The following is a 19153-nucleotide window of genomic DNA, read 5'->3' as shown; positions in this document are numbered from 1 at the left end:
AACAGTTCGTTTTACAAAGAAACAGATTTAAATAGAAAATTACTTATTTTTAAAAAAAATATGAAATTGCCCAAATTGGGGGATTTAAAGCATCTTTAGCCTTTTCATGCTTTCACTAATTGTGTAATTTAAAACGCTCAAAAACACGAGATGGAATACTACACTATCGCCTCCATACTTATTGTAATGTCTGCCCTGTTTGGTTACATCAACGAACGGTTTTTAAAGCTGCCCATTACCATAGGCCTGATGCTTATTACGATAGTGTTTACCCTAATTGTGATTGCAATCGCCAATTTTGATGACACGTTATTGCTTCAAGAAAAGGAATTGATTTCGAATATAGATTTTGAAACCGTGCTGTTGGATATCATGCTTAGTTTCTTGCTTTTTGCTGGGGCTTTGCACACTAATTTCAATCAGCTTAAAATACAACGTTGGCCTATTCTGGCCTTTGCGACTTTGGGCGTATCGGTTTCTACCTTTCTGGTGGGCATTAGCACCTATTATTTGCTTATGCTTTTTGGGTTTGATATCAATTTCATTTACTGCTTTTTGTTTGGTGCCTTGATCTCACCAACCGATCCCATTGCGGTTTTGGGAATCTTAAAGAAAGCCAAAGCACCCAAAAAATTGGAAGCTAAAATTGTAGGTGAATCTCTCTTCAATGATGGGGTTGGCGTGGTTGTTTTCTTAACGATCTTTGCAATTGCCAAACTGCCTGGTGCTAGCATCGATGTGGGAAGCATTGCGCGACTATTTGGTCAAGAGGTGCTTGGAGGTGTTGCTTTGGGTCTGGTTTTAGGCTATGTGACTTATAAATTGCTAAAATCCATTGATAGCTATGAGGTGGAAGTCATCATTACCATTGCAACCGTTATGGGCGGAAGTCTGCTAGCACACCAATGGCATTTATCGGCACCTTTGGCAATGGTTACCGCAGGACTGATTGTTGGGAACGATACGGTACGTAAAAGTTCAATGTCGGACACCACCGAAACCTACGTCGATAAATTTTGGGAACTCATTGACGTGTTGCTCAACACCGTGCTGTTTGTGATGATTGGTATGGAATTATTGGTGCTGAGTTTGGAAACCAACTACATCTTGGCCGGTTTGATTGCCGTGCCTCTGGTTTTGCTGAGTCGGTATTTGTCACTTTGGTTACCGGTTAAATTCTTCTCTAAAAGACTAAAATTCGTGCCACACACCAATTTGATCATGACTTGGGGTGGGTTGCGAGGCGGTATTTCCATAGCCTTGGCCTTGAGTCTTAGCACAGAGATGCACCGCGAACTCTTTTTGGTCATGACTTATGTGATCGTGGTGTTTTCAATCATTGGTCAGGGCTTGACCGTGGAGCCCATTATCAAGCGATTGGCAAGAGGAGCGGAGTAAAAACAACTTCAGAAGGCTATTTTTTCTGCGGAAATAAGGCAGGTATCAACGTTGTTTTAGAAGCGAATTCACTTCCGCATAAGGAATCAAAAATTCGGTGATGCCTTGGGCGTAGGAAGCGATTTCGTAAGTATTGTAAAGGATCACAACACCTTCATCGTTAAAACCGATGCTTTCAGGCAGCTGAAAATCCTTTCCGAAGAAAAAATCCTCAGTGGTCTCTCCCTGATCTTGGGGTTTGGTCTCGCTTTGAAAATGCTGTTGCACGATTTTTAAAAATGCAGCCCTGTCGTTGATGAGTGCTTCCTTTTCAAGCAACTCACCGGTTTGAGCATCAAAGTTCAAGAATCTCACCACGGTATTGCCGTGTGCGCCACCAGTATCGAGATAGGAGTTTATGTAAATACAAATCAACTCTGGAGACTTATAGGTCACTTCGCCATCTACAAAGGCCTCCCATTGCTGAGCTGCTTCGGGGAAATCGCTTTTAAAGCGTTTGTACTCAAAATTAAATTGTTTTACAGCCTCGTCTATCGTGACGTTTCTCAGCGTATCATTTGCCATATTGGTTTGGTTGGCCACGTAATTCTCAATGCTTTGATTGATGCGTTCTGCAACCGTTTTCGTGCCTGTTGCTTTTGGGTAGTTGAAGTTGATGTTGGCAGCTTCGGTTGTTTTGATTTGGGCTTCTTCAAAATTGACTTTCACTTCTTCCGCACAGGAAAGAATCATTGCAGGAAGCAGTACGAGCAAGGCTAATTTTTTCACTGTTTTGGGGATGGATTGTAATACGTTAAACATAATATAAAGGTATCAATAGATTTGAATCCCACCAATTAAACCTTAATTTTATTAGGCGCTATTTTAAAGCGGCTATTATGGTTGAAATGACCGATTTTCGGCGTTTTGGCTCCCTTTAGTCCCGATATCTATCGGGAGGGGCAAGAACAAAATGCCGAAAATCCAATTATTTTTTCCCTAACCCTAAAGGGAATAATCGGATGTTCTAGGTTTGAGCCAATTTAAAAGATTTATAATTTCAATTTTATTAATAATAGCAACGCTAGATTAAACTAGAGCCTTTTATTACTATATTATAGACACCGAAAGTTTCTGGTTTCAATACCTTTACAACTTTCACAAATAGACATTTACAGATGAAATTCAATACAAAAACCATTCACGGTGGCCAATCACCAGATCCTGCATACGGAGCTGTAATGCCACCCATTTATCAAACTTCCACTTTTGCGCAAACCACACCAGGTGGCCATAAGGGATTTGAATATTCCCGCAGCGGAAACCCAACCAGAAGTGCTTTGGAAAATGCCTTTGCCAGCATCGAGAACGGCGAGCATGGTTTGGCATTTGGATCGGGATTGGCGGCCATTGATGCCGTGATCAAATTGCTTGAAACCGGCGATGAGGTGGTGTCTACCAGTGATATTTACGGAGGGACGTACCGTTTGTTTACGAGCATCTTTGAGAAATTTGGCATCAAGTTCCATTTTATTGGGATGGAAGACGCCGAGAATATAGAACATTATATCAACGATAAAACGAAATTGATTTGGGTTGAGACTCCAACCAACCCAATGATGAATGTCATTGATATCAAAGCCACTGCTGCCATTGCCAAAAAACACAAGGTGCTTTTGGCGGTTGATAATACCTTTGCCACGCCATATCTACAACAGCCTTTAGATTTAGGAGCAGATATTGTGATGCACTCTGCCACAAAATACATTGGTGGTCATAGTGATTTGATTATGGGGGCCTTGGTTGTGAATGATAAGGATTTGGCAGACCGTTTGTACTTTATTCAGAATGCAAGTGGTGCGATTTGTGGCCCACAAGATAGTTTTTTGGCCTTAAGAGGCATCAAGACTTTGCACGTGAGAATGCAACGTCACTGTGAAAATGGCAAAGCGGTTGCTGAGTACTTGAACCAGCATCCCAAAATTGAAAACGTCTATTGGCCAGGATTTGAGAGCCATCCCAATCATGAGATTGCAAAAGCTCAAATGAAGGATTTTGGCGGAATGGTCTCTTTTACCACCAAAGGGAATAATTATGAAGAAGCCATTAAAATTGTTGAGAACCTGAAAGTTTTTACCTTGGCGGAATCCCTCGGCGGTGTGGAGTCCTTGGCAGGTCATCCTGCGAGCATGACCCACGCCAGCATCCCCAAAGAGGAGCGGGAGAAAACAGGTGTGGTGGATTCTTTGATACGACTTAGTGTTGGTATTGAGGATGAAGACGACTTGATTGCCGATTTAAAACAAGCCATTGGTTAATTGAAACCATAGCGCATAAAAAAGACCAAGTTGCGCTTGGTCTTTTTTTATGTCAAGTGCGTGCTGATTAATTGCTGTTTAGGTAATGTATGTAACCTATATTGAGCCATACCAGCCAATCATTGGATTTGTTGGATTCTAAATTGTGATCTAGGCCATCAACGCGATCATCTAAGAAATACTGCCATTTAAGATCAATCACTAAATCAGATAAGAGGTTGAGCTTATAGCGGGTACCAACGCCTCCTACAACCGAAAACGTGGAACCGGCGCCATCAAAAAGAAAATTATCCTCGTTAAAATTTGGGTTGGTGGCTTGCACCCAAGAATCGTAAAAGTTATTCGAATTATCGATATTGCCATCGCCAAAAGTTGTAAACACCTTTGGGTTATAGGCAGTAAACTGCACACCCAAACTTATGTATGGCGCAAAGGAATATGACAAAGCTTCAAAATCGCGAATACTGAGCGGAAAGAATTCCAATTGAGAACCAATATTGATGTTTTGGGCAGAGCCAGAATGCTGTCTCAATTTATCGGCATTGGTGCTTTTTCGGTCTTCATCGACCCATTTCCCGAAGTGATCGAGATTTGTTTTATTGAAGGAGAGTTCATTTCTTACCTTAAAATGGTAATTAAAAAAATTGGCGCTTTGTCTAGAGCTGTATTGTCTTCTGTAAGTAAAGTTAATATAGTGCACCAGCCCAATACCATAGCCAGTATTGCCAGAATTTGTTTCAAAGTCCTGGCGTTCGCCAAAATCAGATTGAAAGGCCACAGGGCCAGCAACGATCCCTATTTCATTGGTGAAGCCAAATTGAGCAAAGCCTTCATTTATTCCCAATACCAAAGCAAAGAGCATAACTGTTACTGGTTTAAAATTAAGCGTCATAGGGTTGTGTTAGGTTTGTCAGGTCTTTTTGTAAACAAATATATAAAAACTGACCTAACAAACAAACAAAACTAAATATGTAGGATAAATTTTTGATTGTCATGTCGATACTGTGTTTAAAACGCTATGTTGTTTAACGGGAATATTAAATTAATCGTCGTATTTTTTAAAGAAAATGTATCTTTGTGGTTCGAAAAACAACGTTGATTCTTAATTATTTGAGTACATGAAAAACAAAATAGAGGCTTTTGTGGAAAGCGTCGAACAAAAGAACCCGCATGAGATAGAATTTTTGCAAGCAGTGCACGAAGTTGCAGAAACTATAATTCCATTTATCGAAGCACACCCAAAGTATCAGGGTAAAATGATATTGGAACGCATAGTTGAGCCAGAGCGCAGCATTATTTTTAGAGTACCATGGTTGGATGATGAAGGTAAGATTCAAGTGAATAGAGCCTTTAGAGTGCAATTCAATTCGGCCATAGGGCCTTACAAGGGAGGTTTGCGATTTCATCCCTCTGTCAACTTGAGCATCCTAAAATTCTTGGGATTTGAGCAAATCTTCAAAAATGCGTTGACTACACTCCCGATGGGTGGAGGTAAAGGAGGTGCAGATTTTGACCCTAAAGGAAAAAGCGACAATGAGGTCATGCGTTTTTGCCAATCTTTTATGTCTGAACTTGCCAGACACATAGGTCCAGATACCGATGTGCCTGCTGGTGATATTGGCGTTGGCGCTCGTGAGATTGGATTTATGTTTGGGCAATACAAACGTTTAAGAAATGAATTTACAGGTGTTTTGACCGGTAAGGGGATTGCCTATGGCGGTTCTTTAATACGGCCTGAAGCTACAGGCTATGGTTGCGTCTATTTTGTAAAGAATATGCTGGCCATTAAAAACGATACGCTTGAAGGAAAGACCATTTGCGTTTCTGGATCAGGAAATGTAGCGCAATACGCTTGTGAAAAGGCTATAGCGTATGGCGCCAAGATATTGACTATGTCTGATAGTTCTGGCTTTATACATGATGCTGAAGGTATTGATGCCGATCGTTTGGCTTTTATCATGTATATCAAAAACGAAAAACGCGGAAGGATTAGCGAGTATCTGGATAAATATCCATCTGCCACTTATCATGAAGGTCAGCGCCCTTGGGGTGTAAACTGTGATATTGCTTTACCTTGTGCCACTCAAAATGAATTGAATAAAGAAGAAGCCGAAACACTGGTAAATAACAAAGTCATTGTTGTTGCTGAAGGCGCCAACATGCCTTGCACTCCAGATGCGATTGAGGTTTTTCATAAATCAAAAGTGCTTTTTGCGCCTGGTAAGGCATCCAACGCTGGTGGTGTTTCCACTTCGGGTTTGGAAATGAGCCAAAACGCGTTGCGATTGAGCTGGCCATCTGAAAAAGTGGACGAAAAACTACACCAAATCATGGACGATATTCACAATGCCTGTGTAGAATACGGGAAAGATGATAGCGGCTATGTCAATTACGTCAAAGGCGCCAATATTGCGGCCTTTGTAAAAGTAGCCGATGCCATGTTGGCCCAGGGTGTGGTGTAATTCAAAAAACCAATTGAAAAAAAAAGAGCTTTCGGTTTTGCTGAAAGCTCTTTTTTTTTGTTCATGTCTATATGATATGCACTTAATTCTCGTTAGTAATAAATATATTTGGCATAAACAAAACCTAACATGATCAAAAAGATTGCAGTTACTTTTTTGGTTCTTATTTCTATTCAAGTTAAAGCGCAAGATTTCTCAAGTCTTTGGGAAGGCTATTTTTCCTATTCTGAAATTAGAGCAATAGCGTCAGGCGATGATAAAATTTACGCTGCTGCCGAAAATGCAATTTTTAGTTATGATGTTCTTAGTAATGAAATCCAGACCATCACAACCATCGAAGGCTTGTCTGGCGAAACCATCTCAACCCTTTATTACAGCGAAGCCTTTGATCTATTGCTTATTGGTTATGAAACAGGATTGATGGAAGTCTATTCTCAAAATGATGCATCCATTCTTTCTGTTGTGGATATATTAGAAAAACAAACCATAAGCCCTAGCCGGAAAATCATCAATCATTTTAATGAAGTTGATGGGTTGGTTTATATTTCAACCGATTATGGCATTTCTGTTTATGACTTAAATCTTTTGCAGTTTGGCGATACTTATTTTATTGGCACTGGTGGTGCGCAAATCAACATCAACCAAACTACGGTGGCCAATGGGTTTATATATGCAGCTTGCGGTCAAAATAATGGTGTTAGAAAAGCCGCCTTGTCCAATCCAAACCTAATTGATTTCCAACAGTGGACAAGCATAGCCAGCGGTAGTTTTGGAGCAATAGTAACGGTTCAAAATCAAATATATACACAGCGCCTGGATAATACCATTCTCAAAATTGTTTCAGATAATCTCAGCCCCTTAACCACTTACCTTTCGTCGCCATTAGATGTGAAATCTGTAGAAGAATATTTGTTGGTCACCTTAAACAATCAAGTGTTTGTTTACGATAGCAATTTCAATCTATTGGCCAATGCTGTGCCCAATGCTCAATTTGATGCCAAATTTACCGTAGCATCGCTCAATGATGATGAGCTCTTTATTGGCACCAAAGCATTTGGCGTTTTAAAAACCAGCCTTGCCGCCCCTTTTGATTATGTCTCAATCAAGCCAGAGGGACCCTCTAGTAACAAAGGGTTTAAAATTGAGGCAGGAGATAATGAGTTGTGGCTTTCCTACGGGGAATATACAATCTCCTACAATCCAGGCCCTTTCAACAGTAGGGGGCTTAGTCATTTGAGAGATGGCGTTTGGCGAAACATCCCTTTTGATAGCCTACTTGGCGCGCGCAATTTGAGTGATATTGCCATAAACCCATTTAAGCCGTCCCAAGTTTTCGTGAGTTCCTTTCAAGATGGGCTTTTAGAAATTAATTCTGAAGTGCCAACCATTCTCTACAATAGAACCAATAGCGGGTTGGAGTCTTTGGTTCTTCCTAATTCCCCAAATTTTGTGAGTATAAGAGTTTCCGATTTAAAATTTGACCGTAGCGGCCTTTTATGGACCTTGACCTCCTTGGTGGATAGGCCCTTAAAATCCTACGATCCTGCGACCGGGCAGTGGAGGGGCTTTGATTTTACAGAGCTTATCCCTTCATCTGTAAATAATGAATTGGGTTTTGGCGATTTAGATGTTGGCAACAACGGTACAGTTTGGGTCGCTTCTTATCGTAACGGGGTAATTGGGTATGACACAAATACCTCAGAAATTAATAAAGTGTCTTCCGAAGAACAGAACATGCCATCGCCAACAGTAAGAGCCGTGGCCTTAGACAATAGAGGGCAATTGTGGATTGGAACCGACTTTGGGCTTAGAGTGCTTTTCAATACCTCTGGCTTTGTAAACGACCCTAACCCTAGAGTCAGTGAAATTGTGATTCTTGAAGATGGAATTCCTACAGAGTTACTTTCTGAACAATTTATTTCAGACATAAAAGTGGATGGCTCCAACAACAAATGGGTGGGTACATTAGATTCCGGTGTTTTTTATTTTTCCCCAGATGGGCAAGAGACTATTTATCAATTTACAACCGACAACTCGCCCTTGCCTTCCAACGCCATTTCAGATATTTCCATTGACGGGCAGTCGGGCAGGGTTTACATTGCGACAAGTAGAGGCCTGGTGTCTTTCTCATCAGGGGGTACAAAACCCCAAGAAACGCTTGAAGATGCTTATGTCTATCCAAATCCCGTTAGGCCAGAATATGATATATTGGGCTATGACGACCTTAACAATATCAACAATGGGATTAAGATTTCTGGCTTGACCGAAAGTGTTAACATCAAAATAACCGATATCGAAGGCAATCTCGTGGCCGAAGCACAATCCCAGATCAATAAACGATCGTCGAGAGCCAGTTATAATTTCGCAATAGATGGAGGTACAGGCATCTGGAATGGTAAAAACCTTCGCGGCAACATCGTGGCCACTGGGGTGTATCTCATTTTGATTTCAGATTTGGAATCTTTTGAAACCAAGGTCCTAAAAGTGCTAATTGTTAGGTAAAACACACTACGACCATGCTTATCAAGACTAAGGCGATTGTACTTTCCAAAATAAAATATAGGGATAATGACCTCATTGTTAAATGCTACACCCAACAAAAAGGCATTGTTAGTTATTTATTGAGGGGTGTTCTAAAAAGCAAAAAAGGGAGTTCAAAGTCGGCCTATTATCAACTATTGTCCCAAATTGAGCTGGAAAGCAGCTATAAGGCCAACCAATCTTTGCAGTATATCAATGAGGTAAAAATCGCCTATGTCTATAAAAGTCTGCAAACCAATATCTTAAAAACAGCGATTGTGATGTTTCTTTCTGAAGTATTGTCAAGTGTCTTAAAGGAAGAAGAGCAAAACCTAGAACTCTTTGATTATATAGAGACCACTCTGCAATGGTTGGATCTACAAGAGGAATTTTCCAACTTCCATCTCTTATTTTTGTTGGAGCTTACCAAACACCTCGGTTTTTACCCAGATACTAGCGATGTGAACCAACGCTATTTCAATTTGAACAACGGGCTATTCCAATCTAATAAACTCGATGTTTATAGCATTTCGGGCGAAAATCTTGATATTTTATCACAATTGCTGTTCGTTGATTTTGAGAGCCTGGAAACCGTCAAACTCAATGCCAAGCAAAGACAATCCTTTTTGACCATGCTATTGTTGTATTATGAACTACATTTGGGGAGTTTTAAAAAACCACAATCCCTAGACATCTTCAATCAAGTATTCCATTAAGTCAAAATTTCTATTGAAATGAAATACATAACCTCGGTTATCCTATTTTTGGTCATAACCACTATGTACGCACAAACCATAACCGTTTTGGAAAGGGATACCCAAGAGCCTATTTCTGGCGTGTTGATTTATGCCGCTAAAAAAAATAAAACGGTAACCAGTAATTTAAGTGGAAGGGCCAATTTGGAGGTGTTTTCTGCTTCAGAAGCACTTTTTTTTCAAGCGTTGGGCTATAAAATTTTAAAACTTCGGAAGGCAGACATAACCAAAGCAAATAACCTTGTTTACCTTCAGCCGAAGCTGGAAGGTCTGGATCAAGTCTTGATTTCAGCTTCAAAATTTGAGCAGCGCAAACGAGATATTCCGCAAACCATTGTCAATATCAATGCTGGCGATATTGCTTTTGATAACCCACAAACCAGTGCCGACCTACTAGAAAGCAGCGGTAATGTGTACATACAAAAGAGCCAGTTGGGTGGCGGAAGCCCTATAATAAGAGGGTTTTCGGCGAATAGGCTATTGATCACTGTAGACGGTGTGCGCATGAATAACGCTATTTTTAGAGGCGGAAACCTACAAAACGTCATATCGGTCGATCCTTTTACAATACAGAATACAGAGATCACCATAGGTGCTGGCGGAGTAGCGTATGGTAGCGATGCCATTGGTGGTGTGATGAGTTTTTACACTAAAAAACCGAATTTTGCTCAGAATGATACCTTGCAGTTTAGTGCCAATGCCGTAGTGCGATACGCCACTGCCAACCAAGAAAAGACAGGACATTTGGATCTTAATTTCGGACTGAAAAAATGGGCATTTCTCAGCAGTGTGAGCTATACCGATTTTGACGATTTGAGAATGGGACGTCATGGCCCCGATGATTATTTAAGGCCAGAATACGTGGTTACCGAAAATGGCGAGGACGTGATTGTACAAAATAATGAGCCTAGAGTGCAAAAGCCAACTGGTTATGACCAAATCAATTTGCTTCAAAAAGTGCGGTACCAACCTGAGAATGATTTGAATTTCGATTTAGGGCTTTTCTACACAAGCACTTCTAAATACCCACGGTACGACCGTTTGATAAGGTCTAGGAACAACGAGTTACTTGCGGCAGAATGGAATTACGGTCCGCAAGGTTGGTTTATGGCGAATTTGCAAATTACCAAGACCAATGCCAACAGACAGTTTTATGATAAAGTACAAACCACTGTGGCCTATCAAAATTTTCAGGAAAGCAGGTTTGATCGCGATTTCCAGTCCGCAATTAGAAATAGTCGTGAAGAAGCAGTCAATGCCTATTCCATGAATCTTGACTTTGAAAAGCAGTTGACTCAACAACACTACTTATTTTATGGTTTGGAGTATGTGTATAACGGAATCCATTCCGAAGGCGAAACGGAAAACATTGAAACCAATGTGACTTTACCTGCCGTATCGCGCTATCCTGATGGGTCGAGCTGGCAATCTATTGCAGCCTACGCCAGTTATAAATTTAAACCTTCGGAAAATTTTGTGCTACAAACAGGCTTGCGGTATAACCACATTTTAATTGATGCCGATTTCACTGAAAACAATCTGTTCTTGAACCTGCCTTTTGATAAAACCGAAATCGATACCGGCGCTTTAACGGGAACGGCAGGCATAAGCTGGTCTCCCAACGACATGCTGCAATGGCGTTTAAATGGTTCCACCGCTTTTAGAGCACCCAATATTGATGATGTTGGCAAAATCTTCGACTCAGAGCCTGGATCTGTGGTAGTGCCCAACCAAAACCTAAAACCTGAATATGCCTATGGCGGGGAGCTGGGACTCCGGCTTAATTTCAATGAATTTCTTAGGTTCGATATGGCCACCTACTACACCTATTTGGACAATGCGTTGGTAAGAAGGGATTTCAGTTTAAATGGAGAGACGCAGATTGAATATGATGCTGAGTTGAGTACCGTGCAGGCCGTGCAAAACGCTTCAGAAGCAAAGATCTATGGTTTTGAGGTAGGTATGGAAGCGCATTTTACTGAAGACTTAAGATTGACCTCACAATACAATGTGATTGGAGGCAAAGAGCAAGATGAGAATGGCATGGAAGTGCCGGCAAGACATGTGGTACCTTATTTTGGAAATGTGCATTTGATTTGGAAGCATACAGATGTTAAGGCCGATGCTTTTTTAGAGTTCAATAATGAATTGTCCTTTAGTCAATTATCTCCCTCTGAAACTGCTAAGGACTATCTCTATGCCTCAAATGCTAACGGAAATCCTTACGCAGCATCTTGGTACACTTTGAATTTGAGAACACAATACCAAATTTCCAATACTGCCAGGATTAGTGCAACTTTAGAGAATATAACCGATCAACGCTACCAAACCTATAGTTCTGGCATTGCCGCCCCGGGGCGCAATTTGATATTGGCATTGCTTTATAGTTTTTAATGTAAATCGTTGCTATTCAGCATACGGCTTAAGAGCGCTAAGCTCCACAGGACTCACAGCAGGTTGCCCCAAGACTCAAGAACAATCCCGAAAGCTTATAGGATGTTTTTAGTGGCTGATAGAAAGTATGGATGTTTTTTTCGTTGACATTTGAAAAAATGAAGTGTTCATAAATATCGAAAAAATCAATCAAGGTCTTTTTTAAAATTATCCGAAGCCATTTGAGCATTGCTAAGTCGCCACAGTATTGCACTTCAAGAGCAAACGCATCCTCCAAAAATGGTTGAAACTACACGCAAATGGATGCTGTGGATACGAAGTATTACCTATAAGATTCCGTTTGTTGGTGGCAGAAGCTTTGCTATTGGCAATGGCGCTTGTGATTTTTACATTGCGTCTTCAATTTTGCACCTTGACATGCGGCTATGGTTTTTTGGTTTATATTTACCAGGCATCAATGTCTAATTATGCACTTCGGCTAAGGCTAAGAGCAAAAAAAAAGGAATGGCACCGAGGGGCACACACCTTTAGTTTTATTTGAAACCTAGATTATTGTTTGGGTTTCATTTTAATTCAGCAATTTTTTCTTGACAGTAAATCCGTTTTCCAACGTGATGACTGCGAAGTAGAGCCCTCTTGCAAAATTGAAGTCTTTGCTAAAACGTTTGCTGAGGCTTTCTGGGATGTAATTGGCAATGGCTTTACCGGTAAGGTCGTAAATTTGTACTGCTTCAATGTCTTGGGAGGATTGTACTTTAAGAACACCATTGTTGATAAAGGCAAAGGTATCTAAAGATGTCACTTGATTTGTTGAAAGTGTTGGGGCTGTATATCTCAACACAAAACGATCGTTCACGGTGCCAGCGATTGCTGTAAATGAATAGGGTGATTGTCTCAAATCATGAGACAGATTTAAATATAAATCTTCCACGTACAGGGCTTGTTCTTGATCTACAAATACTGCCCCTTTTAAATTATCGATCCCAATTTTATAGATCCCATTCTCAGATATTGTAAAACCTAAAGGCACTAGATCGCTCTCCTGAAATGGTAATGGGCGACCTTGTATGCTTAATACCGTTTCATTTAAAACAGAATGTAGCGAGAATGTGTCATCTGTGATATGGGCATCATACAACACATCTCTTTCATACGTGGCGCCATCCACATAACCTATCAAAGCGGTGGTTGCTATATTATTAGCATTAGTCAAGTTTAACCAAACCAATTGTTTTTCGGAATCAGCGGACGCATTTCTATAAAAATCGTTATTGTCATAATTAGGGCCAGAATCAAAACGTAAATCATTTTCAAAAGTTAGAGGAACTGATGTGGTCAATGACTGTATTCCTTGAACAAAAAATGCTTGTCCCGAGGCAATCTTACCATTAAAGCTTGAACCTTGCGATGGATTTGAACCGGTATTATTATACGTGAAATATTGATTGCCATAATTCAAATTATAGTCTTGATAATAAGGACTGTTTAGAGCTGTAGGAGACGCGTTATGAGTCCAAATGTAAACAAACCCTTCAATTTTTTGAGAAGTTAAAGCATGATCCGTTAAGAATTTATCAGCATCTATTGCTGATGGATACGGATTCCCAATTAAGTTAAAGTTACTTATCGTTGAGTCATAGGTGCCCGAAGTAGGTACAATATCAATTGTTATATTACCATTATTAGGCCTGCCAGTTAATGTTGATGTGGCAGATATACCTGCTTCAGGATATGCTGGCATTGTGTTTGGTACTCTTACAATATAACCTCTTCCAGCTTCCATATTAGAACCTGCAGCTGAAATATAATTCCCAGAAACACCAGTTACGCCAGTATTGCTTGCGGCTGGATCCCACAGATACCTTGGTGTATTTGAGGAGATCCCATCAATATTAAAATTTTCTACCGGTGATGACCAATACACATAATCATATTTGTTAAGGTTATTGGCAGTGCGCTCCTTGTTGATCGTGCCAGAATTTGCATTTGTAGTAACCGCTTTGGTCTGGATTAGGCTTGCACCATCTTTTAGGGTGAAGGTGCCAGCTGGAATCGAATTTGCAATTACATTACCATCAGTATCATATTCCGTCGGTACTTCCTCTTCTATAATAATCTCACTATATAATTTTAAAGTCTTACCTATGGGTATAGTAACCTTCGCACCTGCCTGCACTCTGCAATTACAGCCTTCCAAGTTTTCAGCTGTGGTTGGATTATATTCCGCTGCAAAGATTAAGTTTCTGTCTGAATCACTTGGAGTAATTCCAGCAGCAGCATACACTGGCGGGAAATTAAATTGTGGACCACCAGTCCATATGGCTGGTGTTCCGCCTTCTTCCAGCGAAACGGGTAAAATTATGGTCCCGAAGCTATTGGAGATTTTTAGATTGTAGGTGCCAAGATCATTGATTGTGATACCGCCAGATAAAGTAAACGGGGCATCAACTGTTGCGGGAGTTAGCGAACCAGTACTACTGGTTGCAGTATTCTCCTTAAACCACTCGTAAGTTAGTGTTTGATTATCTGGGATACTTTCAATAGGCACATTGCGTCCATCAATATCTGCAATAGTATTGAAAGTAATTGATGATGAAGTATTAGGGACTTTACATATAAATTGCGATACAGGATAACGGGTCGCTACGGGCGATTTGATATCAAAGGCATCTCTATTATATGCTAAAAAAGCGATGTCAGCATTACCACCAGCACCCATATTGACATTGTTGACCTGATCGATATTGCTAGCATTGATTTCAAACTCCTCCAGCCGAAGCCCTACCATTTTTAAAGTTTTTTCAGTGGCAGTTTGATTGGTGGCGAAGACTGTGGGAATAGCGCCCTGAAAGTTCCCACTTGAGTAACTAAACAAATCCATGCGCCATCTTGCTAATAAACCATCTCCATCTTCGTTATTGTTCTTTTTAATATCGAGACGTATTGGTCTGCCAACTATACTTCCAAATTCATCGGCATAATAATATATATCTGAACTACCATCACTAGCATCGGCAATTTGAGTGATGACCAAATCAGGGATATTGTCGCTTATTGCTCCTACTTGACCATTACCACTAAAAAATTTAACCGTGACGTCTTTGTTAAAATTGGTAATACCTGTTCCCAAATCTAGACCATTGACCCCATCAATTATCGATTTAAAGATTCCAAAGCCTTTAATTGTTGAAGACGTAATTGTAGCACTTTCATTGGTAGAAATATTTCCATCAACTGCATCACCGGTAATGAGGTAATGCTCTCTTTTAATTTTTCCTTGCACACCATTTGTAGAATAGGCCTTAAACTTTTGAGGAGTAAAAGTAACCTCATTATCTGAAAGTCTAGAGTCTTTAACTCCAGTTGAATAAGTGATACCATCATACGTAAAAGCTAAAAGGTCGTGATTGCTATTTGGTTTAAGATCTTCATTGCCCTGATCATCTTTCCATTGAGAAGAACGCCAAAATCCTTTTGTGCGTGGTTTGGTAGGATTATTTGATGTGCCAACATTATAATCTGTAAAAATCTCTGTAATGCGGGTTACAGTATTTTCACTGCTCTTATTAGATAGAGTCTTTTTTATTGGCTTCAAATATTCAATATTGATTTCTGTATCAGCGTTATTAACCCAAAGATCACCAAACTGGTCATAATTTAGAGAGGTCTTGATTTTAAAGGACATTTCATTTGCGCTGATGAATGTTTCGTCACCAATATATAGATTTTGATGTGAGGCGGATTCACCTTTATAATATAATTGAACTAATATGGTATCTTCATCTCCTGAAGAAAATCCACCGCTCGGGTCTTTAATAATCACTACGAAATCGGTAATTACTCTGTTTGGTGCTGCAGTAATCTGCGCCACGACACCAGAAGTCAAAAAAAGAAAAACAGCAACGAGCGTAAAGCGTATACTGTTTGTTAGCGTAGAAAATTTAGTAGTTGTTAAAGTCATAAGCATGATATTTAAAAATGCAAATACTTTAGAGGTACTTGCCTGGTTAAGTATGATTTAATAGAGAAAAAATTGATATTGATGTTATAAAGGTAGCAATTGGGTTTATGTAATAAAATTTTTTAGTCATTAGGCAAAAATAGTCGTTAAAACGTGACTTTTTACCATGAAATGAATTTTCAAGTAGGCTATTTATCAAAGAGTTATACTGCGAGACATCTAATTATAACAGTAGTGAAATTTTGGTCTTGAGACCTATGCTAGTGGTAGCTACTTACAATAGTCCTTTCAGAACTTTAACTTCTATTTATTGGTCTCAAATAGAGTTAAAACTATGTACTTTAGTGCATTTCGCTTTAGCTTCTAAAAATATTTTGCCACGGTTTTACGAACCTTCCGGGCCGGTAGGCAAGGTTTTCACGAAACCGTTTTCTATCTAAAAGCATTTACAATGGGATACTATTCATTTCACGAATTCAACACACTTTCAGTCTGTTTCAAAAAACCTATGGACTTGAAGTCCATAGTGATTTAGTTTAAGCCTTATTGAAATCATCATTATTTTGCTGGTTTATGACCAAGATAACATATTCCATAATCTGAGCTATTGCCTATGAAGAATTGCTTAAAACAGTATTGATCTCCCTTGCTATCCAATTATAATTCTATTCTAAAGTAGGTGTAAAATATTATTTGGTTAAAACGGAACCAACTGCTTAATAGATAAATATTGAGTAATAAAAAAGGCTGCCCAAAAGGGCAGCCTCAATTTATTTAAAAAGAACTAATTGCTACTATTTAGAGATGATAAACTTCTCTGAAATAGAAGTGTTGTTAGTTGTAATCTTATAGATATACAAACCTGAAGCAAGGTTGCTTCCGTCAAAATTGGCTTTATACTGTTGTCCAGCAAAAGTATTTCCATTGAATACTTGAGCGATATTACGACCATTAATGTCATACACCTCAATAAGTACTTTACCACTAGTCTTAGCTACAAACTCTACATTTGAAACACCACTAGTTGGGTTTGGATAAGAAATAAAGCCTAAGTCCCTAGCTTCTAAGCTGTTTGCGCTCAATAAAGCTGATGATTGCTGAGCTAAGAATGCTTCGATATTAAAATCTACACAAGTTCCCAAAGCAACAACACCATCTAAATCGAAACCATCTGGGGTTGTAGACATCTCGTTATTGTTAACGACTTTTACGAAATTTACATAGTCAAGAACACCTGCGTCAGAAATATCTATTGTAGCCTCAGACTTACAAATAGTTCCTGCCATGTAATACGTTACATTGTCTAAAGACACGTAAACATCTGCATATTCAGGATATGTTTCACAACCTAATGGCTTGTTGAAAGATGTTTCTACAAAGAATAAATCAGGTCCTGGTACGTTTGGAATCGCTCCACCAAAAGTTAAAGTAATTTCTCCTCCGTAACCTAAGGTTGTGAACACGTAGTCATCTGTACCTTCTGGCTCTCCTAAAACCATATCTGGATTTGTTCTAATTTCAGCAACCTCACCACCATTCTTGGTAGTTCCTTCGATATAGTTCATGTAATCTACAACGTAACATTCAGAAGGGTTTGGATCTGCGTTAAATGGAATATTACAACCACCTGTCATATCACCATCCTTAAATGTAAATGGCTGCCCGTCAAGTGTCGCTGGTACACTATTGGTAACGTTTCCGTTGGTATCTAAAAATTGAATTGCATTTGAATTTTTGGCAATTACAGCCAAGTTTCCATCAGGAGTCGCACTCACACCGTGCACGTTGGCAGGAACAGATCCTACATTAACAGCAACACCACCAACAAACTTGTACAAATCGTCACCATCTTTAGTGCTAATATAAAGATCATTGCCAATAAAGGCTAAATCACCACCATTTATTGGTAAATCAGCTACAACCTCAGTAAAAGAACCATCTGTAACATCAATTGCAATAACTCTGTTCTGACTTCCTGAAGCAGTGTATAGAATACCATTTTTGAATACTGCTGAGAATACTTGATTCCCAAAACCTGGAGCTATGTTAACAAAACCTAAAGAAGCGCCATTTATAGGGTCGATTTTTTCAATTAAGGTTCCAGCGGCATTTATACCGTAAAGCACATTATTTGCTTCATCATATGCTATAGAGACTTCTGGGTCTCTAGAAGTGATCATCGTTAAAACAGCGTTTCCTCCAATGATTTTAGCAGCGTAAATTTTTAAGATACCACCGTTTTGTTGTCTATCTGCAACGAAATAATCGAAATTCTCACAAACTTCAGGATCCTGAGAAGGATCTTGAGAACACCCGTTTAGAGCAATTATACCGTCTAAATCATAGGCATCAGCAGAAATAGAACTCATAGGAGTTACATCAACCACCTTTACACTTCTAATGAAGGTAAGACCTACACCAGCATCTGCAATATCAAATTGAGCAAGCTCAAATTTATTGGCAAAACCTACCGAATGAAAAATAACATTATCCTGAGATACGAACACCTCGGCTGTTTCTACCCAAGGAGCAGTAGCGCCAGCATTATTGCCAGTAGTCTCAGCAACTGCAAGATCATCTCCAGGTGCGTCATAAACGACACCATCAAAGGTAATTACTATAGATCCTCCATAACCAAGAGAGACATAAGTAACGGTATTAGGGTCGTAAATAAGTTCTGGTGCACCTAGCGCTTTGGTTGCGTCAGAACGATTACCAGCAACTGGCTGATTGTTTTTTTGCAAGCCTTGCTGAAAGCTTCCTTCTACAATAGAAGAACCGTAGCAAAGATCAACATCGCTGACTGGTTCACAACCGCCAATGGCAACAACGCCATCAACATCGTAACCATCACCGTTATTTGTAGTCATGTCAGTAATTCTGATTTGAGTTACAAATGGTACTGGTAAACCGTCAAGATCCACACCGCCATCACGACAGATGTTGCCTAGATTGTACCAAGTACTTCCATCTTGAGATACTTCAATCATTGCAGTTTCGTCATCTGAAGCACCACAGGTGTCTCCTGAGTAAGAAGTCTCATAGATCATAATATCATTACCATCGGAATTTGAGACAGCACCACCAAATTTAAGGGTTATGCTACCTCCCATACCGAGAGAATAAAAACCTCCAACAGCATTAGACATGTCTGGAGACATAAGCGTTTTGCTTACATCGGAGCGATTTGCAGGAACAGCAGCGCCATTTGAGGTAAGGCCCTGGTTCGAGGCGACTACCTCAGTGGCATAACAGCCATCCTGAGAGTCACCTTGAAATGCACTTGCACTTGAAGGCAACATCGAAGATGCGCCACAAATACCGGCAATCATGAGTTTAGTAAAGTTTTTCATAAGTATTTAGGAT

Annotated in this window: 10 protein-coding genes and 1 pseudogene; 7 read left to right on the top strand and 4 right to left on the bottom strand. The window is 39.8% G+C overall.

The window, feature by feature from the left end; translation table 11 throughout:
- Nucleotides 1–150 precede the first annotated feature (150 nt).
- A complete protein-coding gene (locus tag ESY88_RS14405) occupies nucleotides 151–1398 on the top strand; it encodes a cation:proton antiporter (RefSeq protein WP_147087458.1) in 1248 nt (415 codons plus the stop codon).
- A 45-nt stretch (nucleotides 1399–1443) separates the two neighbouring features.
- Here ESY88_RS14405 and ESY88_RS14400 read toward each other — a convergent pair whose 3' ends face one another.
- Nucleotides 1444–2166, bottom strand: a complete 723-nt coding sequence (locus ESY88_RS14400) for a DUF3298 and DUF4163 domain-containing protein (RefSeq protein ID WP_189702610.1) — start codon at nucleotides 2164–2166, stop codon at nucleotides 1444–1446.
- A gap of 383 nt (nucleotides 2167–2549) precedes the next feature.
- Here ESY88_RS14400 and ESY88_RS14395 point away from each other — a divergent pair.
- Nucleotides 2550–3695: pseudogene (locus ESY88_RS14395) on the top strand (cystathionine gamma-synthase); the annotation flags it as partial.
- A 67-nt stretch (nucleotides 3696–3762) separates the two neighbouring features.
- Here ESY88_RS14395 and ESY88_RS14390 read toward each other — a convergent pair.
- Nucleotides 3763–4587 (bottom strand): THC0290_0291 family protein, encoded by an 825-nt coding sequence (locus ESY88_RS14390; protein WP_147087455.1) that lies wholly within the window; start codon nucleotides 4585–4587, stop codon nucleotides 3763–3765.
- A 226-nt stretch (nucleotides 4588–4813) separates the two neighbouring features.
- Here ESY88_RS14390 and gdhA point away from each other — a divergent pair, with 226 nt between their 5' ends.
- The 5 genes from gdhA (at nucleotide 4814) to ESY88_RS14365 (ending at nucleotide 12291) form a co-directional block, all read left to right on the top strand.
- Entirely contained in the window at nucleotides 4814–6157 is a 1344-nt protein-coding gene (gdhA, locus tag ESY88_RS14385; protein ID WP_147087454.1) for an NADP-specific glutamate dehydrogenase, read from the top strand.
- Nucleotides 6158–6286: 129 nt separating this feature from the next.
- Nucleotides 6287–8659 carry a type IX secretion system anionic LPS delivery protein PorZ gene (gene porZ, locus ESY88_RS14380; RefSeq protein WP_147087453.1) on the top strand — a complete coding sequence of 791 codons (2373 nt, stop codon included), beginning with the start codon at nucleotides 6287–6289 and terminating at the stop codon, nucleotides 8657–8659.
- A gap of 14 nt (nucleotides 8660–8673) precedes the next feature.
- Entirely contained in the window at nucleotides 8674–9393 is a 720-nt protein-coding gene (recO, locus tag ESY88_RS14375) for a DNA repair protein RecO (RefSeq protein WP_147087452.1), read from the top strand.
- A gap of 18 nt (nucleotides 9394–9411) precedes the next feature.
- Nucleotides 9412–11826, top strand: a complete 2415-nt coding sequence (locus ESY88_RS14370) for a TonB-dependent receptor plug domain-containing protein (protein ID WP_147087451.1) — start codon at nucleotides 9412–9414, stop codon at nucleotides 11824–11826.
- A gap of 279 nt (nucleotides 11827–12105) precedes the next feature.
- Entirely contained in the window at nucleotides 12106–12291 is a 186-nt protein-coding gene (locus ESY88_RS14365; protein ID WP_147087450.1) for a hypothetical protein, read from the top strand.
- Nucleotides 12292–12394: 103 nt separating this feature from the next.
- On the opposite strand, the gene ESY88_RS14360 is transcribed toward ESY88_RS14365, so the two are convergent.
- Both ESY88_RS14360 and ESY88_RS14355 read right to left on the bottom strand, forming a co-directional pair.
- A complete protein-coding gene (locus ESY88_RS14360) occupies nucleotides 12395–15787 on the bottom strand; it encodes a hypothetical protein (protein ID WP_147087449.1) in 3393 nt (1130 codons plus the stop codon).
- 794 nt (nucleotides 15788–16581) lie between these two features.
- Nucleotides 16582–19140 carry a T9SS type A sorting domain-containing protein gene (locus ESY88_RS14355; RefSeq protein WP_147087448.1) on the bottom strand — a complete coding sequence of 853 codons (2559 nt, stop codon included), beginning with the start codon at nucleotides 19138–19140 and terminating at the stop codon, nucleotides 16582–16584.
- Nucleotides 19141–19153 lie beyond the last annotated feature (13 nt).

It is taken from the genome of Subsaximicrobium wynnwilliamsii, assembly GCF_007997225.1.
In the GTDB taxonomy this organism is placed as follows: Bacteria; Bacteroidota; Bacteroidia; order Flavobacteriales; family Flavobacteriaceae; genus Psychroserpens; species Psychroserpens wynnwilliamsii.
This window is presented reverse-complemented; position numbering and strand designations above follow the sequence as displayed.

Coding starts and splice junctions, on each gene's coding strand:
- ESY88_RS14405 (WP_147087458.1), top strand. CDS start 151: ATGGAATACTACACTATCGCCTCCATACTTATTGTAATGTCTGCCCTG.
- ESY88_RS14390 (WP_147087455.1), bottom strand. CDS start 4,587: ATGACGCTTAATTTTAAACCAGTAACAGTTATGCTCTTTGCTTTGGTA.
- gdhA (WP_147087454.1), top strand. CDS start 4,814: ATGAAAAACAAAATAGAGGCTTTTGTGGAAAGCGTCGAACAAAAGAAC.
- porZ (WP_147087453.1), top strand. CDS start 6,287: ATGATCAAAAAGATTGCAGTTACTTTTTTGGTTCTTATTTCTATTCAA.
- recO (WP_147087452.1), top strand. CDS start 8,674: ATGCTTATCAAGACTAAGGCGATTGTACTTTCCAAAATAAAATATAGG.
- ESY88_RS14370 (WP_147087451.1), top strand. CDS start 9,412: ATGAAATACATAACCTCGGTTATCCTATTTTTGGTCATAACCACTATG.
- ESY88_RS14365 (WP_147087450.1), top strand. CDS start 12,106: ATGGTTGAAACTACACGCAAATGGATGCTGTGGATACGAAGTATTACC.
- ESY88_RS14360 (WP_147087449.1), bottom strand. CDS start 15,787: ATGACTTTAACAACTACTAAATTTTCTACGCTAACAAACAGTATACGC.
- ESY88_RS14355 (WP_147087448.1), bottom strand. CDS start 19,140: ATGAAAAACTTTACTAAACTCATGATTGCCGGTATTTGTGGCGCATCT.